The 26,674-nt window shown below is 74.1% G+C and carries 24 protein-coding genes, 2 pseudogenes and 1 riboswitch; of the genes and pseudogenes, 15 read left to right on the forward strand and 11 right to left on the reverse strand.

Going from position 1 to position 26,674, the window contains the following annotated elements:
• The first annotated feature begins 98 nt into the window (after positions 1–98).
• From AC2RP6_RS29295 to AC2RP6_RS29310, 4 genes and pseudogenes are all read left to right on the forward strand, one after another.
• Complete coding sequence (locus tag AC2RP6_RS29295) at positions 99–806, forward strand: DsbA family oxidoreductase (RefSeq protein WP_486448894.1); 708 nt, start codon at positions 99–101, stop codon at positions 804–806.
• Positions 807–889: 83 nt separating this feature from the next.
• Positions 890–1,952: pseudogene (locus AC2RP6_RS29300) on the forward strand (aminotransferase class V-fold PLP-dependent enzyme).
• A gap of 30 nt (positions 1,953–1,982) precedes the next feature.
• Positions 1,983–3,077 carry an amidohydrolase family protein gene (locus AC2RP6_RS29305; RefSeq protein WP_486448895.1) on the forward strand — a complete coding sequence of 365 codons (1,095 nt, stop codon included), beginning with the start codon at positions 1,983–1,985 and terminating at the stop codon, positions 3,075–3,077.
• 187 nt (positions 3,078–3,264) lie between these two features.
• Positions 3,265–4,206, forward strand: coding sequence for an SCO1860 family LAETG-anchored protein (locus AC2RP6_RS29310; RefSeq protein WP_486448896.1), 942 nt, complete (start codon positions 3,265–3,267; stop codon positions 4,204–4,206).
• Positions 4,207–4,261: 55 nt separating this feature from the next.
• Here the strand turns inward: AC2RP6_RS29310 and AC2RP6_RS29315 are convergent, their stop codons facing one another.
• Entirely contained in the window at positions 4,262–5,494 is a 1,233-nt protein-coding gene (locus tag AC2RP6_RS29315) for a CapA family protein (protein WP_486448897.1), read from the reverse strand.
• Between the two features lie 218 nt (positions 5,495–5,712).
• Entirely contained in the window at positions 5,713–7,134 is a 1,422-nt protein-coding gene (gene cobC / locus AC2RP6_RS29320; RefSeq protein WP_486448898.1) for an Rv2231c family histidinol phosphate aminotransferase CobC, read from the reverse strand.
• Positions 7,135–7,262: 128 nt separating this feature from the next.
• Here cobC and AC2RP6_RS29325 point away from each other — a divergent pair, with 128 nt between their 5' ends.
• The gene (locus tag AC2RP6_RS29325) at positions 7,263–7,988 is read left to right on the forward strand and encodes a ZIP family metal transporter (protein WP_486448899.1); all 726 of its coding nucleotides are present in this window, start codon (positions 7,263–7,265) and stop codon (positions 7,986–7,988) included.
• Positions 7,989–7,999: 11 nt separating this feature from the next.
• On the opposite strand, the gene AC2RP6_RS29330 is transcribed toward AC2RP6_RS29325, so the two are convergent.
• From AC2RP6_RS29330 to AC2RP6_RS29360, 7 genes are all read right to left on the reverse strand, one after another.
• Positions 8,000–9,415: a cobyrinic acid a,c-diamide synthase CobB gene (locus tag AC2RP6_RS29330; RefSeq protein WP_486450491.1), complete on the reverse strand. Its 1,416-nt coding sequence runs from the start codon at positions 9,413–9,415 to the stop codon at positions 8,000–8,002.
• Positions 9,416–9,426: 11 nt separating this feature from the next.
• Complete coding sequence (gene cobO / locus AC2RP6_RS29335) at positions 9,427–10,026, reverse strand: cob(I)yrinic acid a,c-diamide adenosyltransferase (protein ID WP_486448900.1); 600 nt, start codon at positions 10,024–10,026, stop codon at positions 9,427–9,429.
• Positions 10,026–12,143 carry a putative cobaltochelatase gene (locus AC2RP6_RS29340; protein ID WP_486448901.1) on the reverse strand — a complete coding sequence of 706 codons (2,118 nt, stop codon included), beginning with the start codon at positions 12,141–12,143 and terminating at the stop codon, positions 10,026–10,028. Before AC2RP6_RS29340 ends, cobO begins: the two co-directional genes overlap by 1 nt.
• Before the next feature lie 139 nt (positions 12,144–12,282).
• Positions 12,283–13,803: a cobyric acid synthase gene (locus tag AC2RP6_RS29345; RefSeq protein WP_486448902.1), complete on the reverse strand. Its 1,521-nt coding sequence runs from the start codon at positions 13,801–13,803 to the stop codon at positions 12,283–12,285.
• A complete protein-coding gene (locus AC2RP6_RS29350) occupies positions 13,800–14,756 on the reverse strand; it encodes a cobalamin biosynthesis protein (RefSeq protein ID WP_486448903.1) in 957 nt (318 codons plus the stop codon). The genes AC2RP6_RS29345 and AC2RP6_RS29350 overlap by 4 nt, the downstream gene beginning before the upstream one ends.
• A gap of 58 nt (positions 14,757–14,814) precedes the next feature.
• Positions 14,815–14,900, reverse strand: a riboswitch (cobalamin riboswitch).
• Positions 14,901–15,079: 179 nt separating this feature from the next.
• Entirely contained in the window at positions 15,080–15,301 is a 222-nt protein-coding gene (locus tag AC2RP6_RS29355) for a hypothetical protein (protein WP_486448904.1), read from the reverse strand.
• Positions 15,302–15,333: 32 nt separating this feature from the next.
• A complete protein-coding gene (locus tag AC2RP6_RS29360; protein WP_486448905.1) occupies positions 15,334–16,602 on the reverse strand; it encodes an inorganic phosphate transporter in 1,269 nt (422 codons plus the stop codon).
• A gap of 309 nt (positions 16,603–16,911) precedes the next feature.
• On the opposite strand from AC2RP6_RS29360, the gene AC2RP6_RS29365 reads away from it, so the two are divergent.
• Both AC2RP6_RS29365 and AC2RP6_RS29370 read left to right on the forward strand, forming a co-directional pair.
• A complete protein-coding gene (locus AC2RP6_RS29365) occupies positions 16,912–18,042 on the forward strand; it encodes an alpha/beta hydrolase (protein ID WP_486448906.1) in 1,131 nt (376 codons plus the stop codon).
• Between the two features lie 116 nt (positions 18,043–18,158).
• Positions 18,159–19,582: pseudogene (locus AC2RP6_RS29370) on the forward strand (hypothetical protein).
• 70 nt (positions 19,583–19,652) lie between these two features.
• On the opposite strand, the gene AC2RP6_RS29375 reads toward AC2RP6_RS29370, so the two are convergent.
• The gene (locus AC2RP6_RS29375; protein WP_486448907.1) at positions 19,653–20,048 is read right to left on the reverse strand and encodes a VOC family protein; all 396 of its coding nucleotides are present in this window, start codon (positions 20,046–20,048) and stop codon (positions 19,653–19,655) included.
• 62 nt (positions 20,049–20,110) lie between these two features.
• The gene (gene ypfJ, locus AC2RP6_RS29380; protein WP_486448908.1) at positions 20,111–21,001 is read right to left on the reverse strand and encodes a KPN_02809 family neutral zinc metallopeptidase; all 891 of its coding nucleotides are present in this window, start codon (positions 20,999–21,001) and stop codon (positions 20,111–20,113) included.
• Between the two features lie 229 nt (positions 21,002–21,230).
• Between ypfJ and AC2RP6_RS29385 the strand changes: the two genes are divergently transcribed.
• From AC2RP6_RS29385 to amaP, 8 genes are all read left to right on the forward strand, one after another.
• The gene (locus AC2RP6_RS29385) at positions 21,231–22,829 is read left to right on the forward strand and encodes an ABC-F family ATP-binding cassette domain-containing protein (RefSeq protein ID WP_486448909.1); all 1,599 of its coding nucleotides are present in this window, start codon (positions 21,231–21,233) and stop codon (positions 22,827–22,829) included.
• 385 nt (positions 22,830–23,214) lie between these two features.
• Complete coding sequence (locus AC2RP6_RS29390) at positions 23,215–23,436, forward strand: helix-turn-helix domain-containing protein (RefSeq protein WP_030010789.1); 222 nt, start codon at positions 23,215–23,217, stop codon at positions 23,434–23,436.
• Between the two features lie 156 nt (positions 23,437–23,592).
• The gene (locus tag AC2RP6_RS29395; protein WP_486448910.1) at positions 23,593–24,372 is read left to right on the forward strand and encodes an enoyl-CoA hydratase/isomerase family protein; all 780 of its coding nucleotides are present in this window, start codon (positions 23,593–23,595) and stop codon (positions 24,370–24,372) included.
• A 130-nt stretch (positions 24,373–24,502) separates the two neighbouring features.
• Positions 24,503–24,928, forward strand: a complete 426-nt coding sequence (locus AC2RP6_RS29400) for an Asp23/Gls24 family envelope stress response protein (RefSeq protein WP_486448911.1) — start codon at positions 24,503–24,505, stop codon at positions 24,926–24,928.
• 16 nt (positions 24,929–24,944) lie between these two features.
• Positions 24,945–25,127: a hypothetical protein gene (locus tag AC2RP6_RS29405; protein ID WP_486448912.1), complete on the forward strand. Its 183-nt coding sequence runs from the start codon at positions 24,945–24,947 to the stop codon at positions 25,125–25,127.
• A gap of 15 nt (positions 25,128–25,142) precedes the next feature.
• Positions 25,143–25,544, forward strand: coding sequence for an Asp23/Gls24 family envelope stress response protein (locus AC2RP6_RS29410; protein ID WP_486450492.1), 402 nt, complete (start codon positions 25,143–25,145; stop codon positions 25,542–25,544).
• Positions 25,541–26,107, forward strand: coding sequence for a DUF6286 domain-containing protein (locus tag AC2RP6_RS29415; protein ID WP_486448913.1), 567 nt, complete (start codon positions 25,541–25,543; stop codon positions 26,105–26,107). Before AC2RP6_RS29410 ends, AC2RP6_RS29415 begins: the two co-directional genes overlap by 4 nt.
• Positions 26,104–26,661: an alkaline shock response membrane anchor protein AmaP gene (gene amaP, locus AC2RP6_RS29420; RefSeq protein WP_486448914.1), complete on the forward strand. Its 558-nt coding sequence runs from the start codon at positions 26,104–26,106 to the stop codon at positions 26,659–26,661. The genes AC2RP6_RS29415 and amaP overlap by 4 nt, the downstream gene beginning before the upstream one ends.
• Positions 26,662–26,674 lie beyond the last annotated feature (13 nt).

The raw sequence follows: 26,674 nt of genomic DNA on the forward strand, positions 1-26,674 counted from the left end.
CCGCGTCCGGGGAATGAGACGGGCGGGCGATCGGTTCAGACCACGGATGGTTGAACAGCAAACCGTCCCGTCACCCGACCCCGGAGAGAAGAAGGACCATGCGCGTCGAGATCTGGAGCGACATCGCCTGCCCCTGGTGCTACATCGGAAAGGCCCGCTTCACCAAGGGCCTGGCCGCGTTCGCGCACCGCGACGAGGTGGAGGTCGTCTTCCGGTCCTTCGAGCTCGACCCGAACGGCCCCAAGGGCGAGACCGTCCCCGTCGTGGAGATGCTCGCCAAGAAGTACGGCCGCACCCTGGACGAGGCGCGCGGCATGGAGGAGCACGTCGCGGCCGGCGCCCGCGCCGAGGGGCTGACGTACCGGACCGAGGGCCGCGACCACGGCAACACCTTCGACATCCACCGCCTGCTGCACCTGGCCGACGCCCGGGGTCGTCAGGGGGAGCTGCTGGACCTCGCCTTCCGCGCCAACTTCGGCGAGGAGCGCTCCGTCTTCGATCCCGAGGTGCTGCTCGCGCTCGCCGTCGAGGCCGGCCTGGACGAGGCGGAGGCCCGCGCCGTCCTCGCCGACGGTTCCGCCTACGCCGACGAGGTCCGCGCCGACGAGCGCGAGGCCGCCGAGCTGGGGGTGAACGCCGTGCCGTTCTTCGTCCTCGACCGCCGCTACGGGATCTCCGGCGGGCAGCCGGCGGAGGTGTTCACCCGCGCCCTGGAGCAGGCCTGGGCCGGGCGCGAGGTGGAGGAGCCGACCGCCGCGGCCGACGCCTGCGAGCCCGACGGAGCCTGCGCCGTCCCGCAGGGGTGACCCGCAAGTATAAGTAATACTTGGATGGGGCGAGTGGAACTCGGCAATGGACTTTGGGTCCGTCCTGGCGCAGAGTTGACGCCATGGATCTCTCGATCACCGAAGCGACCCGTGCCGAGTTCGCCCACTCCACCACCTACCTCAACTCCGCCAACTGCGGCGTCGTACCGCGCTCCGCCGTCGCGGCGGTCACGGAGTCTCGCCGAGGCCGCGGGAGCCGGGATCCCCGCCGGATTCGGCGACTTCGAGCGCGTGAACCGCTCCCGCGCCGCCTTCGGCCGCCTGGTCGGTGTGGACGCCGACCGGGTGGCGGTCGGCGCGGCCGTGTCCACCCACGTCGGCCTCGTCGCCGCCTCGCTGCCCTCCGGCGCCGAAGTGCTGTGCCCGGAGAGGGAGTTCGCCTCCGTCATCAACCCCTTCGTGGTCCGGGACGACCTCAAGGTGCGCTTCGCGCCCCTGGAGTGCCTCGCCGACGCCGTCGGCCCGGACACCGCCCTGGTCTCGCTGAGCGCCGTACAGTCCGCGGACGGGCGCAAGGCCGACCTGCGGGCGGTGCGCGCGGCGACGTCGGCGCACGGCGCCCGGATGCTCGTGGACGCCTCCCAGGCGGTGGGCTGGCTCCCCTTCGACGCCTCGCCGTACGACTACACGGTCGCCGTCGGCTTCAAGTGGCTGCTCGGTGTCCGCGGGGCCTCGTTCATGACCGTGTCGCGGGAGGCCCAGGAGGCCCTGACCCCGCTGCACGCCGGCTGGGTGGCGGCGGAGTCCGTGTGGGACGCCGTCTACGGCCCGATGCCGAAACTGGCCGGCTCCGCGAGGCGGTTCGACGAGTCCCCGGCCTTCCTCGCCTACCACGCGGCCGAAGTCTCACTGGCCCTGATCGAGCGGATCGGCATCGAGGCCGTGCACGCCCACGACACCGCCCTGGCCGCCCGCTACCGCGCCGGGCTCGCGAGCCTGGGCCACGAGCCCGTGCCCGGTGACTCCGCCATCGTCTCCGTGCCGGGCCTGGCGGACCGGCAGACCGACCTGCAGGCGGCGGGCATCATGACGTCCGCCCGGGCCGGCCTGCTCCGGGCCTCGTTCCACCTGTACAACACCGAGGCCGAGGTGGACCGGCTGCTGGACGTGCTCTCCGCCTCCTGACCCGACGGGAGCCGCGCGTACAGTGCCGCCATGAGCGATGTGAGCGACGTGCTGCACGTGAAGGGGCGGGTGCTGGTCGGGCCCGACGAGGTCCGCGACGAACTGTGGGTCGTCGGCGGCCGCGTCTCCTACGAGCGCCCGCCCGGCGCCCGCGAGGTCACCACCGTGACCGGCTGGGTCCTGCCCGGACTGGTCGACGCGCACTGCCACGTGGGGCTGGACGCCCACGGCCCGGTCGACGCCGGCACCGCAGAGCGGCAGGCCCTCACCGACCGCGACGCGGGCACCCTGCTGATCCGCGACGCCGGGTCGCCGTCCGACACCCGCTGGATCGACGACCGCGAGGACCTGCCGAAGATCATCCGGGCGGGCCGGCACATCGCGCGCACCCGCCGCTACATCCGCAACTACGCCCACGAGATCGAGCCGGCCGACCTCGTCGAGTACGTCGGCCGCGAGGCGCGGCGCGGCGACGGCTGGGTGAAGCTCGTCGGCGACTGGATCGACCGCGACGCAGGAGACCTGACGGCCTGCTGGCCGCGCGCCGAGGTCGAGGCGGCCATCGCCGAGGCGCACCGGCTGGGCGCCCGGGTCACCGCCCACTGCTTCGCCGAGGACGCGCTGCGCGACCTCGTCGAGGCGGGCATCGACTGCATCGAACACGCCACCGGCCTCACCGAGGACACCATCCCGCTGTTCGCGGAGCGCGGCGTCGCGATCGTCCCCACCCTCGTCAACATCGCGACCTTCCCGAAGCTGGCGGCCGGCGGAGACGCGAAGTTCCCCCGCTGGTCGGCGCACATGCGCAGGCTCCACGAGCGGCGCTACGACACCGTCCGGGCCGCCCACGACGCGGGCATCCAAGTCTTCGTAGGCACCGACGCGGGCGGTTCGCTGCCGCACGGCCTGGTCGCGGCGGAGGTCGCCGAGCTCGTGACCGCCGGGATCCCGGCTCTGGACGCCCTCTCGGCCACGGCCTGGGCGGCGCGCGAGTGGCTCGGCCGGCCCGGCCTCACCGAGGGCGCCCCGGCGGACCTGGTGGTCTACGACGCCGACCCGCGGGCCGACGTACGGGTCCTGGCGCAGCCGCGGCGCGTGGTCGTCGACGGGAGGGTCAGGGCCTGAGCGCGGCCCGTGAGCCCCGCCGCAAATCGAATCCCCGCACGGAAACCACCCGTTGGGGTGAAGTGACGTCAGGTAGCTGTCCCATCACCCACATTGAGTAAGGATTCCCAGGGTCGAAGCCGTCGGCGCGCGCGATGTCCCCCATTGGCCGCGCGACGGCACCCATCTCCCCGGGGGTTCCACCACCTTGAACAGCAACACCTTCCGCATGCCCGCGGCCGTTCTGCTCGCCACGGGAGCGGTGGCCCTGCTCGCGGCGCCGCCCGCCTCCGCCACGGGAGGCACCCCCGGCGGCGGAGGAGAGGGCAAGGCCGGTGCCGTGGTCCTGCGCACCGGACTGGACGTGGGCCTGCTCAACAAGACCGTGCACGTCCCGATGAAGGCCACCCTCAACGAGGTCAGCGCCCCCGCGACCGCCGAGAAGACGGCGCTCACCGTCACCCTGGACGGGGTCGAGGGGAACCAGCCGGTCAGCGTCCTGCGGGCCGACGTCGCCACCTCCAAGGCCACGGCGGACAAGACCCGGGCGGAGGCCGAGGCGAATCTCGCCAAGGCCCGCGTGCACGTCCCCGGCCTGCCGCTGCTCTCGCTGATCGAGGTGGAGAAGGTCACCTCCAAGGCCGTCTGCGAAGCCGGCAAGAAGCCGGTGGCCAGCGCGAACGTCCTCGGCACGGTGACCGCGCTCGGCAAGAGGGTCACCCTGTCCGCGGGCGGCCCCACCAAGGTCGAGGTCCCCGGGGTCGGCATGGTCAGCCTGGAGCTGTCCGGCACGCAGACCACCTCCACCACCGCCGCCGCGGCGGCGCTCCGGCTGAAGGTGGCGGTGAACCCCCTCAACCTCAACGTGGCGCAGGTGGACGGCGAGATCGTGCTGGCCGAGGCGCACTGCGAGTCCCCGGCGGCCCCGGCGCCCACGGCGAAGGCGCCCGGACAGCCCGACATCAAGACCCAGACCGGCACGGGCACCGGCACCACGGCCGGCCCCGGCACCGGCCCCGGCACCACCGACGCCAACCTGGCCGAGACCGGCGGCGGTTCGCTCACCCCCTTCATCACGGGCGGCGCGCTGACGCTGCTCGCCCTCGGCGGCGGCGCGCTCTTCCTGACCCGGCGCGGCAGGGCCCAGTAGGACCGCCGGGGCGCCGCGGGTCACGCCGCCCGGCGAGCACATCGGAGGGGAGTGCTCATCGGGTGGCGTGGGCCAGCCCCTGGTCGCCCGCGCCCCGCGCCATCACCGCTTCGGTGACCTGCCGGTCGATCCGCGCGTACGCGTCGCGCTTCGCGGCCGGCAGCGCCTCGTCCGAGGCCGCGCAGGAGGCGCAGACGACGCGGAACGGCGGGCCCATGTCCGAGTACTGCGTGAGGTACTCCGCCTTGACCACCTCCCAGCGGCCCGGACGGTCCGCCACCGGGGCGAAGGTGAAGCGGGGGACCGAGGACTGGTTGCCGCGCAGCTTGTCGGCGGGGACGAAGCTGGCGACCTGGTCGCCCATGCCGAAGACCACCCAGGTGCCGTTGATCTTCTCGTAGGGCTGCGGCACGTGGTTGTGCGTCCCGATGATCAGGTCGATGTCGGGGAGACCGTCGGCCGAGCGGGACGCGGTCAGCGCCTGCGCCAGCTCCTCCTGCTGCTCGTCGGGGGCCGTCTGCCACTCGGTGCCCCAGTGGACGCTGAGCACGACGACGTTCGCGCCGCCCGCCCGGGCCGCCCGGGCGTCGGCGACGATCCGGTCCTTGTCGATCAGGTTCACGGCCCACGGCCTGTCCCGGGGGAGCGGGATGCCGTTCGTTCCGTACGTGTACGACAGCTGGGCGACCTTCGCGCCGCCAGCCGACAGCAGGGCGGGCGCCTTCGCCTCCTCCGCGCTGCGGGCCGAACCGACGTGCGGGATGCCGACCCGGTCCAGGTGCTCCAGGGTGCGGGCCAGGCCCTCGTAACCGTCGTCCAGCGTGTGGTTCGAGGCGGTGGAGCAGCTGTCGTACCCGGCGTCCTTGAGGGCGTCCGCCAGCTGGTGCGGGGCCTTGAAGGTGGGATAACCGGTGTAGGGGCCGCCGGGACGCCCGTACGGTATCTCGTGGTGGCATATCGCCAGGTCGGCGGCGGACACCAGGGGTTTGACCCCCGCGAGTATCTTCCGGAAGTCGTACTCCCCGGCCTCGTCGGCGTCGTCCCCCGCCCGCTGGATGATCGACGGGTACGGGATGATGTCCCCCGTCGCCACGAGCGTGAACGGCCGTCCCGCCGGGGCGGCCGGAGCAGCGGGCCGCGACGGCGTCCCTCCGCCCGGCTCGCTCCCCAGCCGCTGCCGTGCGGCCGGCCCGCCGTCCCCGTCGAGCAGCCGCGGTACGGCGTACAGCGCGCAGCCCGCGACCACGAGCCCGGCCAGCGCCGCGCCTGCCGCCGTGGATTTCTTCATGTCCCGACCCCCCGCGTGTGCCGCACCCGATGCGGGGATCCTCGAACGGCCCCGCCCCCGCGGCCATCGTAGGTGGGCCGTTCGAGTGAACCCCCCGGCGGAGCATTCCGGAACACGCAAGTCAGGCAGGCGCGCACGGGCTCCGTCCGAGGTCGGCGCGGCCCCGGCGGCACGTCCGCGCGGGCGCGGCGCGGGCGCGGTGCGGCGTCAGCGCGACATCAGCGCGACGTCAGCGCGAGGGCGCGGTCCAGGGCCTGCAGCAGCCGGCCCGTCGTCGCCCGGTCGCGCACCGCCAGCCGCAGCCAGGTCCGGTCCAGCCCGGGGAAGGTGTCCCCGCGCCGGACGGCGAAACCGAGGGCCCGCAGCCGGGTACGGACCTGCGCGCCGTCCTCGACCCGGATCAGCACGAACGGCCCCTGCGCCACCCCCACGACCGTCACCTCGTCGAACTCCGCGAGCCCGGCCAGCAGGTGCTCCCGGTCCACCGCGATCCGGCGCGCCGCCTCCTCCGCCTCGGCCAGCGCCGCCGGAGCCACGCAGGCCTCGGCCGCCACCAGGGCGGGCGTCGACACCGGCCACAGCGGCTGCGCCGCGGCCAGCTTCGCGATCACGCCGGGCTCGGCCAGGACGTACCCGATCCGCAGCCCCGCCAGGCCCCACGTCTTGGTCAGGCTGCGCAGCACCACCAGCCCCGGCAGGTCCGTCCTGCCCGCGAGGGCCTCCCGCTCGCCCGGGACGGCGTCCATGAACGCCTCGTCCACCACCAGGATCCGGCCCGGCCGGGCCAGTCGCGCCAGGACGGCCGCCGGGTGGAGGACGGACGTCGGGTTGGTCGGATTGCCGACGACCACCAGGTCCGCTTCCTCCGGCACGGCCGCCGGATCCAGCCGGAAGCCGTCCTCGGCCCGCAGCACCACCCGCTCGACCCGGTGACCGGCGTCCCGCAGGGCCGCCTCCGGCTCGGTGAACTGCGGATGCACCACGACCGGCCGTCGGGCGCCGAGGGCCCGCGCGATGAGCACGAAGGCCTCCGCCGCACCCGCCGTCAGCAGCACCCGCTCCACCGGCAGGCGGTGCCGGGCCGCCACCGCCGCGCGGGCGGCGCGCCCGTCGGGGTACGCGGCGAGGTCCGTGAGGGAGGCGGCGATCCGTCGCCTGAGCCACTCCGGGGGCGTGTGCGCCCGTACGTTGACCGCGAGGTCCTCCAGCTCCGCGCCCGCGTCCACCACCTCGGCGTCCCCGTGGTGGCGCAGGTCGTGAGCCTGCGCCGTGGCGACCGCACAGGTCGCCGAGAGCGAACGCCGCTTGGGCACGAGGAGTTCCCCGCCCGTCACGAGGGCCGCGGCCTCCGCCACCGAGGGGGTCCCGGTCGCGGCCCGCGCCGCCTCCGAGGGATGCGGTACGTCGACGCCCGCCAGCCGGTCCGCGGGATAGCCGAGGACGGGCACGCCGAAACGTTCCGCCGCGCCGACGATCCCCGCCTCGCCCGCCTTCGAGTCCACCGTGGCCAGCGCCGTCACCGTCTCCGCGGCCAGCCCGGCGCCCCGCAGCGTCTCCTCGACCAGGGCGCAGACCTCCTCCACGGAGACTCCCGCGCGCCCGCCGACCCCGACCACCAGCCGCGTCGTGTCCTCGCCCACCGGGGGGCCTCCCTCCGTAGTCACGGTCACCGGCAGCTCACCGGACACCGGTCGGTCGTCAACTCCGCGACCCCCGCCACCCGGGCGCGGACGTGCGCGCGGGACGAGGAGTCTGTATCCAAGGGCACATGGCCGTGATCGTGGCGCTGGGCGCGTTCCTGATGACCCTGCTGGGCGGTTGGACGGCGCAACGCGTCACCGACCGCCGCCACCTCGTGCTGGGCCTGGCCGGCGGGCTGATGCTCGGCGTCGTCGGCCTGGACCTGCTCCCCGAGGCCCTGCACGCGGCGGGCGACGAGGTCTTCGGCGTCCCGCTCGCCCTGCTGCTCTTCGTGGCCGGCTTCCTCGTCGCCCACGTCGTCGAGCGGCTCCTGGCCGTGCGTCAGGCCGCGCACGGCGCCGAGGACGGCGCGCGCGTCCCCGAGGTCGGGCTCACCGCTGCCGGTGCGATGGTCGGCCACAGCCTCGCCGACGGGGTGGCGCTGGGCGCGGCCTTCCAGGTCGGCGGCGGGATGGGCGTGGCCGTGGCGCTGGCCGTCATCACCCACGACTTCGCCGACGGGTTCAACACCTACACCCTCACCAGCCTCTACGGGAACGACCGCCGCAAGGCCCTGATGATGCTGTTCGCGGACGCGGCGGCCCCGGTGGTGGGCGCCGCGTCCACCGTGCTGTTCACCCTTCCGGAGGAACCCCTCGGTGCGTACCTCGGCTTCTTCGGCGGCCTCCTGCTCTACCTGGCGGCCGCCGAGATCCTGCCCGAGGCGCACCACAAGCACCCCGCCCTGTCCACGCTGATGTGCACGGTGGGCGGGGTGGCCGGGATCTGGCTCGTGGTGGGCATCGCGGAGTGAGCCGACGGGGTTCACCGCCGCGCTGCCGCGGCGTCCCGTACGGCTGCCGTCCGCGCGGCCGCGGCGCGGGCGAAGCGGCGGGCGACGGACGGCTCCGCCGCCCAGTGCGTGTGCAGGTAACTGGCGTGCACGCCCTGCCGGACGAAGCCCTCGACCCGGCGTTCCGGGTGCGTGAACCCCCATGCCGGTGCCGTACCGGCGCCCGGCTCGATCACCGTCCGGTGGAACTCGTGCCCGCGCAGCCGGGTCCCGGCCGCCGCGAGCGAGCTGTCGGACACCGCCACCGCCTCGCGGTAGCCGAGGGTCAGCCGCTCCGACATCCGCGCGTCCGCGTCGAGGACCCCGCACATGGGCTTCCCGTCCAGCGACCGCGCCAGGTACAGCAGCCCGGCGCACTCGGCCGCCACCGGGCCGCCCGCCGCAGCGAAGGCCGACACGGCCGCCCGCAGCGGTTCGTTGGCGGACAGCTCGGGCGCGTAGACCTCGGGGAACCCGCCGCCGATCACCAGACCGCCGGTCCCCTCGGGCAGCGCCTCGTCCCGGAGCGGGTCGAAGGTGACGACCTCCGCCCCGGCCGCGCTGAGCAGCTCCGCGTGCTCGGCGTAGGAGAACGTGAACGCGGGACCGCCGGCGACCGCGACGACGGGCCGGCCGTACGGTGCACCGCCGGTGCCGGTGCCGGTGTCCTGCCCCGATTCCGCCGCCTCGACGGCCGGCGACCACGGCTCGCAGGACAGCGGCGGCGCCGTCCGGGCCAGCGCCATCAGCGCGTCCAGGTCACAGCCAGCCCTGACCTGCTCGGCCAGCGCCGCCACCGCGGCCAGCGCGTCGGAGTGCCGCTCGGCCACGGGCACCAGCCCCAGGTGACGCGAGGGCGTGGCCACCTGCGGAGCCCGCCGCAGGACGCCGAGCACCGGCATCCCCGCCTCCTCCAGTGCCTCCCGCAGCATCACCTCGTGCCGGTCCGAGCCGACCTTGTTCAGGATCACGCCGCCCAGGCGCACCTGCGGGTCGAAGGACGCGAAGCCGTGCACCAGCGCCGCCACCGACCGCGACTGCGAGGACGCGTCGACCACCAGCACCACCGGTGCCCGCAGCAGCTTCGCCACCTGCGCCGTCGACGCCAGCTCGCCCCGGCCCGCGGCCCCGTCGTAGAGCCCCATCACGCCTTCGACCACGGCGAGGTCGCACCCGGCCGCCCCGTGCGCGAACAGTGGAGCGACCAGCTCCGGCCCGCACATGAAGGCGTCGAGGTTGCGCCCCGGCCGGCCGGTGGCCAGCGCGTGGTAGCCGGGGTCGATGTAGTCGGGCCCGGCCTTGTGCGGGGACACGGCGAGGCCGCGCTCCGCGAAGGCCGCCATCAGGCCCGTGGCCACGGTGGTCTTGCCGCTGCCGGACGACGGAGCGGCCATGACCAGCCGGGGCATGTCGAACGCAGTCACCACTCGATGCCCTTCTGGCCCTTCTGGCCGGCGTCCATCGGGTGCTTCACCTTCGTCATCTCGGTGACCAGGTCCGCGAACTCCAGCAATTTCTCCGGCGCGTTGCGGCCGGTGATCACCACGTGCTGGGTCCCGGGCCGGCCGCGCAGCACCTCGATGACCTCGTCGACGTCGATCCAGCCCCAGTGCATCGGGTACGCGAACTCGTCCAGCACGTACAGCTTGTGCGTCTCGGCGGCCAGATCCCGCTTGACCTGCTCCCAGCCCTCCTTGGCCGCCTGCTCGTTGTCGAGCTGCGCGTCCCGCTGGACCCAGGACCAGCCCTCGCCCATCTTGTGCCAGACCACGCTGCCGCCCTCGCCGGAGGCACCGAGCACCTTGAGCGCGTTCTCCTCGCCGACCTTCCACTTCGCCGACTTGACGAACTGGAACACCCCGATCGGCCAGCCCTGGTTCCAGGCGCGCAGCGCCAGCCCGAAGGCCGCCGTGGACTTGCCCTTGCCGGGCCCGGTGTGGACGAGGACGAGCGGGCGGTTGCGCCGCTGGCGGGTGGTGAGTCCGTCGTCCGGAACGACGGACGGCTGTCCCTGGGGCATTACGCGGCCCTCCTGGTGGTGTGGGGAGCGGGAGCGGTCACTGCGGTACGTACGTCCTTCACGAGCCCGGCCAGCGAGTCGGCCCGCAGCCCGTCGAGGGTGACGGCCGGGCCGCCGAGGTCGGCCGCGAGCACCCCGGCCAGCCCCAGCCGGACCGGCCCCGACTCGCAGTCCACGACCACCGACGCGACCCCGTCGCCGGCCAGCAGCCGGGCGCTGCGCGCCGTCAGCTCGCGCGGGTCGCCGCCGACGGTCCCGGCCGAGGTGGCCCGCCCGTCGGTGACCACGACCAGCAGCGGACGCCGGCTCGGATCCCGCAGCCGTTCGATCCGCAGGACCTCGTGGGCCTTGAGCAGTCCGGAACCGAGCGGGGTGCGGCCGCCGGTGGGCAGCTTCTCCAGCCGGGCGGCCGCCGCGTCCACCGAGGAGGTGGGCGGCAGCGCCAGCTCGGCGGCGGCGCCGCGGAAGGTGATCAGGCCGACCTTGTCGCGGCGCTGGTAGGCGTCCAGGAGGAGCGACAGCACGGCGCCCTTGACCGCGCTCATCCGCTGCCGGGCGGCCATGGAGCCGGAGGCGTCGACGACGAAGAGGACGAGGTTGCCCTCGCGGCCCTCCCGGGTGGCCTGGCGCAGGTCGTCCTTGCGGATCACCAGGCCGCGCCCGGCGCGGCCGCGCGCCTTCTGGTGCGGGGCCGCCGCGTGCACGGTGGCCGCCAGGTGCAGCTTCGTGAGCTGGCCGCGCGGGCGCTGGGCGCCGGTGGTCCGGCCGTGGGCGGTCCGGGCGCGCGAACGCCGCCCGGCGGCGCCCTCTCCCAGCCCCGGCACGCTCAGCATCTTCGTCCGGAAGGGCTCGGCGGCCCGTACGGCCGCCTGCTCGGGCCCGCCCGCCTCCTGGGCGGAGGGCTGCCGGGGCGCCTCGGGGGAGTCCGCGGGGGCCTCGGCGGGCTCCGCCGGGGGCTGCGCGTCCTGGGGGCCGCTGCCCTGCGGGGGTACTCCGCCGCCCCCGTCGGGGCCGCCGCCGTCGCCCGGGCCCTGCGGGTTCTCGGGACCGCCGTCCGGGTCGGGCTCCGGGTCGGTGCCGGGCTCCGGCTCGGGCTCCGGCTCCTCGTCGGGGAACCCGTCGAGGATCTCGTCCAGCTTGTCCTCGTCGAGCCCCGGCGCGTCGAAGGGGTTGCGGCGCCGCCGGTGGGGGAGCGCGAGCAGCGCGGCCTGCCGCACGTCCTCCTTCAGCACCTCCGTACGCCCCGCCCAGGCGGCCAGCGCGGTCGCGGTCCGTGCCATCACGATGTCGGCGCGCATGCCGTCGACCTCGAAGCCGGCGCAGGCCGCGGCGATCCGGAGCAGCGCGGTGTCCCCGAGGCGGACCTGCGGCAGCAGGGCCCGCGCGGCCACGACCCGGGCCCGGACCTCGCTCTCGTCCCGCGACCAGCCGGCGGCGAAGCCCGCGGGGTCGTCCTCGTAGGCGAGCCGGCGGCGGACCACCTCGACCCGCTGGGCGGGCTCGCGGGAGGCGGCGACCTCCACGGTCAGCCCGAAGCGGTCGAGGAGCTGCGGGCGCAGCTCGCCCTCCTCCGGGTTCATGGTGCCGACGAGCAGGAAGCGGGCCGCGTGGCGCACGGAGACGCCCTCGCGCTCGACGTACGAGGCGCCCATCGCCGCGGCGTCCAGCAGCAGGTCGATCAGGTGGTCGTGGAGGAGGTTGACCTCGTCCACGTAGAGGATCCCGCGGTGGGCGTCGGCGAGCAGGCCCGGCTCGAAGGCCTTCACGCCGTCGGCGAGGGCCCGTTCGATGTCGAGGGCGCCGACGAGGCGGTCCTCGGAGGCACCGACGGGCAGTTCCACCATGCGGGCCGGGCGGGCGCCGCCGGGGCCCGCCGCGTGCGGACCGTCGGGGCAGTCCGGATCCGGCGCGGCGGGCGCGCACGAGAACCGGCAGCCGGGGACGACGTCGACCTGCGGCAGCAGCGCCGACAACGCGCGCACGGCGGTGGACTTCGCGGTCCCCTTCTCCCCGCGCACGAGCACACCGCCGACCGCCGGGCTCACGGCGTTCAGCAGGAGCGCCAGCCGCAGGTCGGTCTGGCCGACCACCGCGGTGAACGGATAGGGCGTGCTCATGCGATACCTCTCTCTGGGCGGACTCGGGTGTGCGTGCGCGGGCTGTTCCCCGTGCAGGTGCGGCGCCGTGCCGGGGGCCCCGCCCCCGGACCCCCGCGCCTCGAACACCGGCGGGGCTGAAGGCGCCGGGCCCCGCCGGTCACGGTGCGCCCGGCGGGAGGAAGGGGAGCCCGGCCGGGGCCCCCGCTTCGATCAGCTTCAGCAGGGCGTCCGTGTCCGCGTGCTGTTCGATCAGATCGCCCAGCAGGTCCAGCTGATCCTCGCGCAGCGTGGCGAACGAGGTGTCGGGGGCCGGGACGAAGCGCCGGCCCGCGGCCGCCGCCACCTCCCGCAGGAACGCCCGGCGGAAACCGTCGGACTCCAGCGAGCCGTGCCAGTGCGTGCCCCACACCGAGCCCACCCGGCAGCCGTCCAGGAACGGTTCCCCGCCCAGGACCTCGGCCACCCCGTGATGGATCTCGTACCCGTCCACCGGCTCGCCGAGAGCCGTCCCGGACGGCCGGGCCAAGGTCTTCTCGGGCGCGAAGCGCACCCGTACCGGCAGCAACCCGAGGCCGTCGACCTCGCCCGCCTTGGACTCGACGTCGTCCGAGATCCGCTCGCCCAGTGCCTGGAAACCGCCGCAGATGCCCAGCACCGGCCGGCCCTCGGCGGCCCGCCGGGCGAGCGCGTCCGCCAGGCCGCGCTCGCGCAGCCACGCCAGCGCCTTCACCGTGCCGCGGGTGCCCGGTACGACGACCAGGTCCGCGTCGGCCAGTTCCTCCGCGCGGTCCACGAAGCGCACCACGACGCCGGGTTCGGCCGCGAGCGCGTCGACGTCCGTGAAGTTCGACATCAGCGGCACCGCGCAGACCGCGACCCGCAGGACGTCCTCGCCCACGGGCGGAGCCACCACGGACTCCCGTACGGCGCCCCGCAGCGAGACCCGCAGGCCGTCCTCCTCGTCGATGCCCAGCCCGTGCCGGAAGGGCAGCGCCCCGTACGTCGCCCGGCCGGTCAGCCCCCGCAGCATCTCCATGCCGGGCTCCAGCAGCGAGACGTCGCCGCGGAACTTGTTCACCAGGTACCCGGCGATCAGCTCCTGGTCCTGCGGGGAGAGCAGCGCCGTCGTCCCGAAGAACGACGCGAACACCCCGCCCCGGTCGATGTCGCCGACCACGACCACCGGGAAGCGCGCGGCCCGCGCGATGCCCATGTTCACGATGTCGGTCCGGCGCAGGTTGATCTCGGCCGGACTGCCCGCCCCCTCGCAGATCACGGCGTCATACGTGCCCCGGAGCTGCTCCAGGCAGTCCGTGACGACGCCGAGCAGCTGCTCCTGCCGCCCGCCGTGGTAGCCGCGCGCGCTCATCTCGCCCACGGGCCTGCCGAGCAGCACCACCTGGCTGGTGCGGTCGCTGCCGGGCTTGAGGAGCACGGGGTTCATCAGTGCGGTCGGCTCCACGCGGGCCGCCTGGGCCTGCATCGCCTGGGCGCGCCCGATCTCGGCGCCCTCCCGGGTGACGAAGGAGTTCAGCGACATGTTCTGCGCCTTGAAGGGCGCCACCTTCACACCCTGGCGGGCCAGCCAGCGGCAGATGCCCGCGGTGACCACGCTCTTGCCCGCGTCCGACGTCGTCCCCGCGACCAGCAGTCCGCCGCCGCGCTTCGCGCCGCTCATGCGCGTCCCCTCCGCATTCGTGTCCCCAGGGCCCGGACGGCCACGCAGGCGCCCAGGGCCAGCCATGTGACCTGCCGTGACAGCCGTACCGCCCGCTCGATGTCCGCGACCCGCACCGGGCGTCCGGAGCCGCCGTTCAGCACGGCCCGGTGCTCGACCCGGCCGCCGTAGGCCAGGGTCCCGCCCAGTCTGACGCCGAGCGCCCCGGCGAAGGAGGCCTCGACGGGACCGGCGTTCGGGCTCGGGTGCGCGGCGGCGTCCGCCCGCCACGCGCGTACGGCACCGCGCCGGTCGGGGCCGGCCACGACGGCGGCCAGGGCCGTCAGCCGGGCCCCCGGCCAGCCGGCGAGGTCGTCGAGCCGGGCCGAGGCCCAGCCGTAGCGCAGGTGTCGGGGGGACTTGTGGCCGACCATCGCGTCCAGGGTGTTGACGGCGCGGAAGGCCAGCAGCCCGGGGACCCCGGCGACGGCACCCCACACCAGGGCCCCCACCACCGCGTCGGAGGTGTTCTCGGCCACGGACTCCACGACGGCCCGGGCCATCTGCTGCCCGTCCAGGGCCTGCGGGTCGCGGCCGCACAGGTGCGGCAGCCGCTCACGGGCCACCTCGACGTCCCCGGCGGCGAGCGCGCCGCCGATGGCGCGGGCCTCCCGGCCCAGCGAGGTGCCGCCCACGACGGCCCAGGTGGCGGCGGCGGTCAGGGCGATACGGGCGGCCGCGGGCCGGGAGCGCACGGACCGGGCGGCCAGTGCGCCGACGGCGGCCGCGCCCCCGACGCACAGGAGGGTGTGCAGGGCCCCCCGGCCGCGGTCGTCACGCCACAGGGAACGCTCGACGGCGGCGGCGGCCCGTCCGAAGGCGGCCACGGGGTGCCCTCGGCGCGGATCACCGAGGATCCGGTCGCCGATCAGGCCCGCCGTGGCGCCGTACGCGAAGACGCGATCGGCACGCATGGTGGCAGGTATGTCCTCACTCAGGGTCCGCGCCCTGGTTCGACGTGTCCGGCGGCGAGAGTTCCTGGCTCCCGGGGCGCACGCGCGGCGTGCGCCTCCCGGTGACAGTGGCGGGACCGCGCCGGAATCGCACCGGACTTCCTCTCCATGCCGCCGTATTGGCTCGGGCAGTCCACCACGCACCCGGAAGGCCCGTCAACTCGCCGTTGACCTGCGGCGCGGCCGGGTCGGGAGATGCGAAAGCTCCCTCCGGGACGAACCCGGAGGGAGCTTGCACGATCTTTCACACCTGAGCGGCGCGGTCGCGGGGGACCGGGCGCCGATCAGGCGACGATCAGGTAGATCCCGTACGTCACGGCCACCGCGACGAGCCCGAAGCAGAGGTACGCGCCGCTGCGGGCCAGGGTGGCGCTGCCGCCCTGCTCGGTGGCCGCCTCGTGCTTGGACAGGCCCACCAGACCCAGGGTGAAGAGGGCCACGAGGGCGACGGTGGCGAAGAGGCTGACGCCGAAAACGGAGCCGAGTGCTTCCCAGTCGATCTTCATACTGCCGATTCCTCTTGTGTCTTCGGTTCCGGTCAGACCGTGGCGGCCGGAGCCGCCGGGGTCTGCGCCGCGGCCGGGATGGTGGCCCTGAGGTCCTCGTCCGTGACCGCCGCGGTGGTACCGGCGGCGGCGACGGTCGGCGGGACGGTGACGGCCGCGATGGCCGTGGTGACGACACCGGGCGCCTCGTCGTCCGTCTGCTCGACGTCGTTGACGTTGTTGTGGTCGACGACCTGGCGGCGCGAGATGAGCCAGATGGCCAGGCAGGAGCCGACCAGGAAGACGGTGACGGCGGCGATGCCGATGTCACCGGCGCGCATGACCAGCTCGGCACCGGCCGAGACCAGCGCGGCGGCCGGCAGGGTCAGGCCCCAGGCGACGAACATGCGGGTCGCGGTGGACCAGCGGACCACACCGCCCTTGCGGCCCAGGCCCGCCCCCATGACCGCACCGGAGCACGAGTGGGTGGTGGAGAGCGAGAAGCCCAGGTTGGAGGAGGCGAGGATGACGGACGCGGCCGAGGTCTGGGCGGCGAAGCCCTGCTGCGGCTGCAGGTCGGTCAGGCCGCTGCCCATGGTGCGGATGATGCGCCAGCCGCCCAGGTAGGTGCCCATGGCGATGGCCAGACCGGCGGAGACGATGACCCAGACCGGCGGGTTCGCGTCGGGCGCGATCGCGCCGCCGGCGATGAGGGCCAGCGTGATGATGCCCATCGTCTTCTGCGCGTCGTTGGTGCCGTGCGCGAGGGAGACCAGACCGGCCGAGGCGATCTGACCGGCGCGGTAGCCCTTCTTCGCGGTCTGCCCGCCGACCTTGTCCCCCAGCTTGTAGGTGACCTTGGCGGCCAGGTACGCGGCGATGCCGGCCACCAGCGGGGCGGCGATCGCGGGGATGAGCACCTTGGTGACGATGACGCTGCCGTTGACCGCGCCGATGCCGGCGGAGGCGACCGCGGCGCCGATCAGGCCGCCCATCAGGGCGTGGGAGGAGCTCGAGGGGAGTCCGACCAGCCAGGTGACGAGGTTCCAGAGGATGGCGCCGACCAGCGCGGCGAAGATCACCTCTGGCTGGATGCCTTCCTCGTTGACCAGGCCCTTGGAGATCGTCTTGGCGACCTCCACGGACATGAAGGCGCCGACGAGGTTGAGGACGGCGGACATGGCCACCGCGGTCTTGGGCTTGAGGGCGCCGGTCGAGATGGTGGTGGCCATCGCGTTGGCCGTGTCGTGAAAACCGTTCGTGAAGTCGAACACGAGAGCGGTGATGATCACGATCCCGAGGAGAAGCGTTATGTGCTCCATTTACCCAGGCTTCTGTTTGGCGTCAGTGGCTCGGCGAACGTAGGCAACCTGGATGAACGGAAGGTGAACTGGCTCCGGCGGAGCGGTGTACGGGCACGGGGCGCCATCGGGACATTCGTCCTGATTCTTACGTAGATTTCCGCATTAATGCACGTCAAAGCTGGGTGAATGAACCCCTCCGCACGTCCCCCGAAGTGCCCCCGGCCATCCCCGCGACCCCTCGAAAGTGACCCGGATCACTCTCCCCGCGTAGACCCGGAGCAACTCCTTCCGGTGGCCTGTCCGACGCTGCGCGACCACACTGGAACGGTGCGTACCGTTACAGCGACGGCAGCGGCCGTCACCACGACCCTCATCGGCGCGGGGGTGGCCGCCGTGGCGGCCGGCCGGTACGCCGCCGACTCCGCGCTGCGACCCCGCCCCGGCGCACCGCTCCCCGGCGGCACCCGCCTGAGCGTGCACTCCGCCGGGGACGGCCGGATCGCGCTGACCCGCTCCCTCGCCTCCCTGCGCCCCGGTACGTACGGCCTCTCCGCACCCGGGCTGCACGCCGTCGTCGGGCCCGTGCTCCCGGACGCCGACCACGACCCGGACACCGTCGTGCGCAGGCTCCTGACCGTCACCCACGGCAGCCTCGACCCCGGCACCCGGGTCACCCTCACCCCCCAGGTGTTCCTCGGGAACCCGCGCTCCGCCCTCGGGCTCGACCACGCCGACGTGGACGTCCCCGGAGAGCTCGGCGCCCTTCCGGCATGGTTCGTGCCGGCCGCCCGGGACACCTGGGTGATCACCGTCCACGGACTCGGCGCCGGCCGCGAGCACCCGATGGTGGTCATGCCTTTCCTGCACCGCCACCGGCTGCCCGTCCTCGACCTCGGCTACCGCGGCGACCTCGGCGCCCCCGAACCCCCCGACGGCCTCGGCCACCTCGGCGAATCCGAATGGCGGGACCTGGACGCCGCCATCCGCTACGCGCTGCGCTACGGCGCCCGGCGCGTGATCCTGCACGGCTGGTCCACCGGCGCCACCATGGCCCTGCACGCCGTCGAGCGCTCCGCCCTGGCCGACCGCGTCGCCGGGCTGGTACTGGACTCGCCCGTGCTCGACTGGCACACCACCCTGCGCGCACTCGCCGCCGCGCGCGGCACCCCGGCCCCCGTGCTCCCGCTGGCGGTCCGGGCCGCCGAGGGCCGCGCGGGGCTGCGCGCCGACCGGCTGCCGCCCGGCGCCGACCCCGGAGCGCTGCGGATCCCCGTACTGATCTTCCACGGTCCGGACGACACGCTCGCTCCGTGGGAACCCTCCCGCAGGCTCGCCGCGGCCCGACCCGACCTGATCACCCTGCACACGGTGCGGGAGGCCGGACACGGCGCGATGTGGAACGCCGATCCCGCCGGCTACGAGGAAGCCCTGCGCCGCTTCCTCACCCCGCTGATGTGAAGGCCGTGTGACGGACCGGCACCTGCGGGCGGGTTGTCCCGGTCTGACCCGCGCGGGGCGAGGGAAGGAGCCGATTCCGTTTGGGCTTTCGGCCAGTGACGGGCGAGACTGCTTCCGTGACGTCCCGAAAGCCTGATGAGCAGTTGGCTCGCGACTCCAGACTCCGACTCGTCTCCCCGCGCTCCGTCGCCGCGGCGCGCAAAGCGGTGACCGACCGCCGGACCCGCCCCGCACCGCGGCCCCCGGCGGGCACCCCGGCCACCGCCGACCTCGCGAACCGGGCCCGCGCCTCCCTGGCGGACGCCGTACGCCTGACCCGCTGGGCCGAGCGCAACCTCGGCGCCGCGGACGGCGGCCGGCGGCCCCCACGGGAGCCCTGCCCGCCGCCGACGTCGAACGCGCCGCCGACGAGCTGGGCCTGACGCACGGCCAGATCCGCGTCGGCTGGGACCGCGCCCGCCTCGCCGGTCTGGTCGAGGTGCACGGCGGCCACGCCCGCCCCGGCTGGCGGCTGCGCGCCTGGGACCGGGACGACACGGCCGTGCTGCGCGGCTGGGTCGCCCTCTTCGACGCCTGGTCGCTGGTCCACCCGGCCCCCGCCGACATCGCCCCCGCGGCCGTCGCCGAGGTCGTCGAGGCCATGCCCCAGCTCCTCTCCCTGCTGCAGCTGTCCGCCGGCCCCGTGACCGTCCCCGACCTGCTGGACCTGCTCGGGCAGCGCGTCACCGAACTGCGCGACGAACGCTGCGAGATCCCCTACGAGGCCGGGCCCGCCACGGCGCTGACCGCCGCCCCCGCCTCCGCCGAGGCCCGGCCCGTCCCGCTCGCCCGGCTGCTGCGCTGGGCGCTCGGTGGTCTCGCCGCCGTGGACGCCGTCACCCTCGGACCCGCCCGGGCCACCCTCACCCCGCTCGGCAGCTGGGCCGTCTGGGTCAAGCTGGAGCAGATCTGCGTCGCGGCGCAGAGCCCCGCCGGGAACATCGAGCAGTCCGCCGCCGCCATGCTGCACGGCTGCGCCCGGCTCACCCCCGGACCGGCCCGCGCCGAGTACCGGGCCTGGCTGGCCGCCCGGCCCGTCGGCCACGCCGTGGCCGAGCTCATCCAGGCCGCCCGCGGCGAGGACGCCCTGCTGCGCGGCCTCGCCTTCGAGGCACTGCGCGTGGTCGGCGCCCCCGCCGAGCCCGAGGTCCGCGCCACCGTCCGGGAGCCCGCGCTGCGCCCGTACGCGCTGCTCTGGCTGGCCGAGCACGACGGCATCGACCCGGACGATGCGCAGGACGTGCTCACCGCCGAGGAGTCGACCTGGCTCTGGGTGGACACCGCCGCCGCCATCGCCGACCACGGCGAGGCCGAGCTGCTGGCCCGCCACCTGGACTCGGCCGTCCGCACCACCGTGCCCCGGCTGCTGGACGAGGTACGCGCCGTCGGGCATCCGCGCACCGTGCAGGTGCTGGTCGCGCTCGCCGCCGCCCACCCGGACCCGGCGCTGGCCAAGGCGGTCCGGCGGGCCGCCTTCCAGGTGCACACCGGCGGGGCATGACGCGGCGCTACGCGCGTCCGCGCCGCGGATCCGGTCCGGCCGGCCCCGCGGCGCGGACGCACCGCACGTCTCAGACCTGCGGCGCGTAGGTGCCGAAGCTCCAGATGTTGCCCTCACCGTCCCGGGCCATGTAGTCACGGGAGCCGTAGTCCTGGTCGGTGGGGCCCATCAGGATCTCCACGCCGTGCTCGACGGCCCGCCCGTGATGGGCGTCCACGTCGTCGACCACGACGTACACCCCCGAGGGACCACCGCCCTCCATCGCCTTGTCGAAGACCCCGCCCCTGCCCGTGCTGCCCAGCATCACCACGCCGTTGCCGTACGCCAGCTCCGCGTGCATCACCGAGCCGTCGTCCCCCTCGTACACCGCGACCTGGCTGAAGCCGAAGGCCTCGGTCAGCAGCTTGATCGCCGCCTTCGCGTCGCGGTAGACCAGCGTGGGACAGATGGACGGAACGCCTGCCATGACGATCACTCCCTCTCGTGACGGTGACCCGCGTCACACAGCATGGCAGGCGCCGCCGACGGTCAGCGGAAGGTGTTGCACTGGGCCATGTCACCGGTCCGGTAGCCCTGGTAGAACCACTGCTGGCGCTGCTCGGCCGAACCGTGCGTCCAGGACTCCGGCGTCACCCGGCCCTGGAACTTCTCCTGGATGCGGTCGTCGCCGACCGCGGCCGCCGCGTCCAGCCCGTCCCGGATGTCCGCGTCGGTGAGGTTCGTGATCAGGGGTCGCCCGGTCGACTCGTCCGGGGTCCGCGTCGCGTTGTGCGCCCACACGCCCGCGTAGCAGTCCGCCTGCAGTTCGACTTTGACCGCGTTGCTGTTCGCGCCCTGCCGGCCGTCCTGGGCCCGCTGGAGGGTCCCCAGCTGGTTCTGGATGTGGTGCCCGTACTCGTGGGCGACCACGTACGCCTGGGCGAAGGGGCCGCCGCTCGCCCCGAACTTCGTGCGCAGCTCGTCGAAGAAGCCCAGGTCCAGGTAGACCTGCCGGTCCGCCGGACAGTAGAAGGGGCCGACGGCCGCCGTGGCGGCCCCGCACGCGGTGTTCACCCGGCCGGTGAAGAAGACCGTCGACGCCGGACCGTACTGGCCCCTGCGCCGCGCGAACTCCTGCCGCCAGAAGTCCTGTGTGCTGTTCACCACGGCGACCAGCCGGCAGTCCTCGCGGGCGTTGGCGTCCTGGCCCGTCCTGCACGCCTGCTGCACCTGGTTGACGGAGGACGCCGCCGGAGCGGGCTCCTCGTCACCGGAGGACAGCCCCAGCTGCTCCGGCCCCACCCCGAAGAGCAGCCCCATGATCAGCGCGATGATGCCGACGAGGCCGCCGCCGATCGTGGCCCTGCCGCCCGGGATGCGACTGCCGCGCACGTCCTTGACCTCGGACGTGTCCAGATCGGCGTTGTCGTCGAACTGCATCCCGCACCGCCCTCCATCCGTCCCGCCGTGAAGCCGGTGCGGCCGGGTGACCGCCCCTGCGGCGAGTATCGACCCATTCCGTGCGGCCCGCGCCCCGGCCGCCGCCCCGGAAACCAGTTGCACACCCCCGGTAGAATGTCTCCCATGGCAAATCTCCTCGCGGATTAGCGGCGTCGAAGCCTCGCGTCCCGCCCCCTTCCGCCGTCCCCACCCGCCCTGGAGTATTTCCGTGATCACCGCCACCGGCGTAGAGCTGCGCGCCGGCGCACGCGTCCTCATCGAGTCCGCCTCCTTCCGCATCGCCAAGGGCGACCGCATCGGCCTGGTCGGCCGCAACGGCGCCGGCAAGACCACCCTCACCAAGTGCCTCGCGGGGGAGGGCCAGCCCGCCGCCGGCTCCATCACCCGTTCGGGCGAGGTCGGCTACCTGCCGCAGGACCCGCGCACCGGCGACCTCGACGTCCTCGCCCGCGACCGGATCCTCTCCGCCCGCGGCCTCGACGTCCTCATCAAGAAGATGCGGATGAACGAGGAGCGCATCGCGACCGGCTCCGGCGCCACCCGCGAGAAGGCGCTCAAGCAGTACGAGCGCCAGGAGACCGAGTTCCTCACCAAGGGCGGGTACGCCGCCGAGTCCGAGGCCGCGACGATCTCGGCCGCGCTCAGCCTGCCCGACCGGGTCCTCGGCCAGCCGCTGCACACCCTTTCCGGTGGTCAGCGCCGCCGCGTGGAGCTGGCCCGGATCCTCTTCTCGGACGCCGACACCCTGCTCCTCGACGAGCCCACCAACCACCTCGACGCCGACTCGATCGTCTGGCTGCGGGACTACCTCAAGAACTACCGCGGCGGCTTCGTCGTGATCTCCCACGACGTCGACCTCGTCGAGACCGTCGTGAACAAGGTGTTCTACCTGGACGCCAACCGCGCCCAGATCGACGTCTACAACATGGGCTGGAAGCTCTACCAGCAGCAGCGCGAGGCCGACGAGAAGCGCCGCAAGCGCGAGCGCCAGAACGCCGAGAAGAAGGCCGCGGCCCTGAACTCGCAGGCCGACAAGATGCGCGCCAAGGCCACCAAGACGGTCGCCGCGCAGAACATGGCCAAGCGCGCCGAGCGGCTGCTGTCCGGCCTGGAGGCCGTCCGCGTCTCCGACAAGGTCGCCAAGCTGCGCTTCCCGGACCCCGCACCCTGCGGCAAGACGCCGCTGACCGCCGAGGGCCTGTCGAAGTCGTACGGCTCCCTGGAGATCTTCACCGACGTCGACCTGGCCATCGACAAGGGTTCCCGCGTCGTCATCCTCGGCCTCAACGGCGCCGGCAAGACCACCCTGCTCCGCCTGCTGTCGGGCACCGAGAAGCCCGACACCGGCACGGTCGTCCCGGGCCACGGCCTCAAGCTCGGCTACTACGCCCAGGAGCACGAGACCCTGGACCCGGACCGCACCGTCCTGGAGAACATGCGCTCCTCCGCGCCCGACCTGGACCTGGTCGCCGTGCGCAAGACGCTCGGCTCCTTCCTCTTCTCCGGCGACGACGTCGACAAGCCCGCGGGCGTGCTCTCCGGCGGCGAGAAGACCCGTCTGGCCCTGGCCACGCTGGTCGTCTCCTCGGCGAACGTGCTGCTCCTCGACGAGCCCACGAACAACCTCGACCCGGCCAGCCGCGAGGAGATCCTGGGCGCCCTGCGCACGTACAAGGGCGCCGTCATCCTCGTCACCCACGACGAGGGCGCCGTCGAGGCCCTCGAACCGGAGCGGATCATCCTGCTCCCGGACGGTGTGGAGGACCTGTGGGGCCCGGACTACCGGGACCTGGTGGCCCTCGCCTGAGCGGCGCCCCGGCGGTGCCGGATGGTGCCGGGATGCCGTCCCGGCACTGATCCAGTTCCTTATGGATCATTCGGCTCAGGGGTGATCCATCATCTGAGTGAGACGGTCTCGTACCGTTGCGCGTCCTGCGACGGCCCCGGCCGCACCCGTGAAGGTGCACTGCCGGGGCCGTCGGTTTTTCGCTGTCCCGCCTCTGACCTGGAGATTTCTAGGGCGGTCGGGTAAGTGTGACGGAAGTCATGCAGCGGAAGAGGGGATTCCGTTCTGCTCGGGTGTCCACGGCTCGGGAAATGCCGTCGTACCGACCTTGCTGAATGGGTGGCCAGGAAGCCGGGGAGGGGTGATCATGAGAAGTCCAGAGCGCACTTCCCACGAGGAGGCACGGGTGGCCGAGACTCTGAAGAAGGGCAGCCGGGTGACCGGCGCCGCGCGCGACAAGCTCGCGGCAGACCTGAAGAAGAAGTACGACTCCGGTGCGAGTATCCGGGCGCTGGCCGAAGAGACCGGCCGGTCCTACGGATTCGTCCACCGGATGCTCAGTGAGTCCGGGGTTTCGCTGCGCGGCCGCGGTGGCGCGACGCGCGGCAAGAAGGCGGCTACGGCCTGACCCCGGGTCCAACGGTTCCGACGCTCCAACCGCTCCAAGGCTCACATGATCCGACGTTCCCTCCGGTGACCCCCGGTCGGCCCCCCGGCCGGCTGGGTGGTTACTGTGCAGTCACTTAGGCCGAGCTGCGGCCGACTGCACACCGGAGGCACACAGATGGCTCTGCTCGACAAGGACGGCGTACGACTCACCGTCGACGACACGGTCGCCACGGTGACACTGACCAATCCGGCCAAGCGAAATGCCCAATCCCCCGCGCTCTGGCGGGCTTTGGCCGAGGCGGGAAGGTCGTTGCCGGGCACCGTCCGGGTCGTCGTGCTGCGCGGTGAGGGCAAGTCCTTCTCCGCCGGGCTCGACCGGCAGGCGTTCACCCCCGAAGGCTTCGAGGGCGAGCCGTCCTTCCTCGATCTGGCGCGCGGTTCGGACGAACGGCTCGACGCCACGATCTCCGAGTACCAGGAGGCGTTCACCTGGTGGAGGCGTAACGACATCATCTCCGTCGCCGCCGTGCAGGGGCACGCGATCGGCGCCGGCTTCCAGCTCGCACTCGCCTGCGACCTGCGCGTTGTCGCCGACGACGTGCAGTTCGCCATGCGCGAGACGAGCCTGGGCCTGGTTCCCGACCTGGCCGGCACCCAGCCGCTGGCCTCCCTGGTCGGCTACGCCCGCGCGCTGGAGATCTGCGCGACGGGCCGCTTCGTGCACGCCGAGGAGGCGGAGCGGGTCGGCCTCGCCAACCTGGTGGTTCCGGCGGACGAGCTCGACGCCGCCGTCCAGGACCTCACCACCGCCCTGCTGGCCCCGCCGCGGGACGCCGTGATCGAGACGAAGACCCTGCTGCGCTCGGCGCAGTCCCGTCCCTACGACGACCAGCGTGCCGCCGAGCGCGCGGCCCAGGCCCGCCGCCTGCGGGACCTGGCGGGCCTCTCGGACTGACCCGAACCCACCGCGGAAGCCACGAAGGCGCCCCGGGAGCACGCCGACCGGCGTAGCCCCGGGGCGCCTTCCTGCCTCCGCGGGCCTAACGTGGTGCGGAGTGAGTCCGTACACGTGAAGGGACACGCCGATGACCGACACCGCATCAGGGGGCTCCCGCAAGGCACCCGGCGACCGGGGGCGCACGACCATCGCGGACGGGGTGGTCGAGAAGATCGCCGGCCTCGCCGCCCGTGAAGTGGTCGGCGTGCACGCGCTGGGCAGTGGCTTCTCCCGTACCTTCGGAGCCGTCCGCGACCGCGTTCCCGGCGGCGACAAGGCCGCGGTCACCCGGGGCGTCAAGGCCGAGGTGGGCGAGGTCCAGACCGCTCTCGACCTGGACATCGTCGTCGACTACGGCGTGTCGATCCGGGAGGTGGCACGGGCGGTCCGTGAGAACGTCGTCTCCGCGGTCGAGCGCATGACCGGCCTGGAAGTCGTCGAGGTCAACATCGCCGTGGGCGACGTCAAGCTGCCCGACGAGCCCGACGACGAGCCGGAGTCCCGACTCCAGTAGCCGAGAGGAGCCGTACATGAGCATGGCTGTCGCCGGCATGTTGGCCGGCATGGCCCTCGGGTTCGCCGGCTACTTCGGCGGATTCGGAGCCTTCCTGCTGGTCGCGGCCCTCGGAGCCGTCGGCTTCGTCGCCGGCCGCTTCCTCGACGGGGACCTGGATCCCGGGGACCTGTTCCGCAGCCGCGACCGGCGGAGGTGACCCGCGGTGAGCACCCTGCCGCAGGACGGCCCGCCCGGTCCCACCCCGCCGGGCCCCGACGCGCCGCCGTCCGGCGCACGGGCCACCCCGGCCGCGGTGGCCGCCGGCGACCGCGGGGCCACCCGGATCGCCGACCGGGTCGTCGCCAAGATCGCCGCGCAGGCCGCCCGGGAGGCACTCGCCGGAAGCCCCGGCGCGCCCCCGCACGCCACCGTCACCGTGCACCACGACATCGCACGGGTCCGGGTGAGCCTGGAACTCGGCTACCCCTCCGACCTCGCCGCCCAGTGCGCCGCCGTGCGCAGCAGCGTCGTACGCCGCGTCGAGGAGTACGCGAACATGACCGTGCCCGAGGTGGACGTCGACATCGAGCACCTGCACTCCGCCCACACCGGGCGGGACCGGCGGCTGCGGTGACGGCACGCCGCTTCCGCTCCGCCCGCCGCATCCCCGCGGCCCTGGTGGCGCTGCTCGTGGCGGCGGTGGTGGGTCTGTTCCTCTACGACCTGGCCGCCGTACGCGCCGACCGGCCCGCCATGGCCTGGCGCCGCGAACTCGCCCACCGGCTGGAGGCGCACACCCCGTCCGACCTGCCCGTGCAACTGGTCGGCGGGGCCCTGGCCCTGGTCGGAGTGGTGCTCCTGCTGCTGGCCTTCACCCCCGGGATCCGCCGGATCCTGATGATGAGGACCCCCGACGAGGAGGACGGCGACCACGACGCCGGGTCCCGGCTGCGGGCCGGGATCGGCCGCAAGGACGCCGCCCAGGTGCTGCGCGACCGGGCCATGGAGGTGCCCGGCGTACGGTCCGCCCGGGTCCGGATGGGCCGCTCCCGCGTCCGGGTGCGGGCCACCTCGCACTTCCGCGAACTGGACGAGGTACGGGCCGACCTGGACGCGGTGATCGCCGTCGGCATCGACGAACTGGGCCTCGTGCACCCGCCGCGGCCCCGCCTACGGGTCAGGAGGCGAGCGGATTGATCGGGACGCTGAACCGGATCCTGCTGGCGGTGGCCGGCGCGGTGCTGCTGGCGGCCGGGGTCGTCCTGCTGACGGCCGTGCGGCCGTTGAAGGGCCGCGCCGCGCCCCTGCTGACCGCCGCCGACCGGCGCCGGTACCTGCACGCCGACGGCTGGTGGTGGTGGGTGCTGATCGCCGCGCTCGTCGTGTGCCTGCTGCTGGCCCTGTGGTGGCTGCTCGCCCAGCTCAAGCGCGCCCGGCTGCGGACGGTCGCCGTGGACACCCACGACGGCGCCTTCGCCGTGCTGCGCGGACGTGCCCTCGCGGACGCCGTCGCCGCGGAGGCCGCCACCCTGGACGGGGTCGCCGGCTGCCGGGTCGCCCTGCGCGGACGGCGCGGCTCTCCCGCCCTGCGGGTGGCGGTCGAACTGGAGCCGCACGCCGTGCCGGCCGACACCCTGGCCGCCCTGGCGGGGCCGGTGCTGACCCACGCCCGGACCTCGGCGGGCCTGCCGGACCTGCCGGCGGACGCCCGCTTCAAGGTCACGTCACACCGCGCCCGCCGCGTCAGCTGACCATCGGAGGACG

The organism is Streptomyces sp. WAC03905, assembly GCF_057371075.1.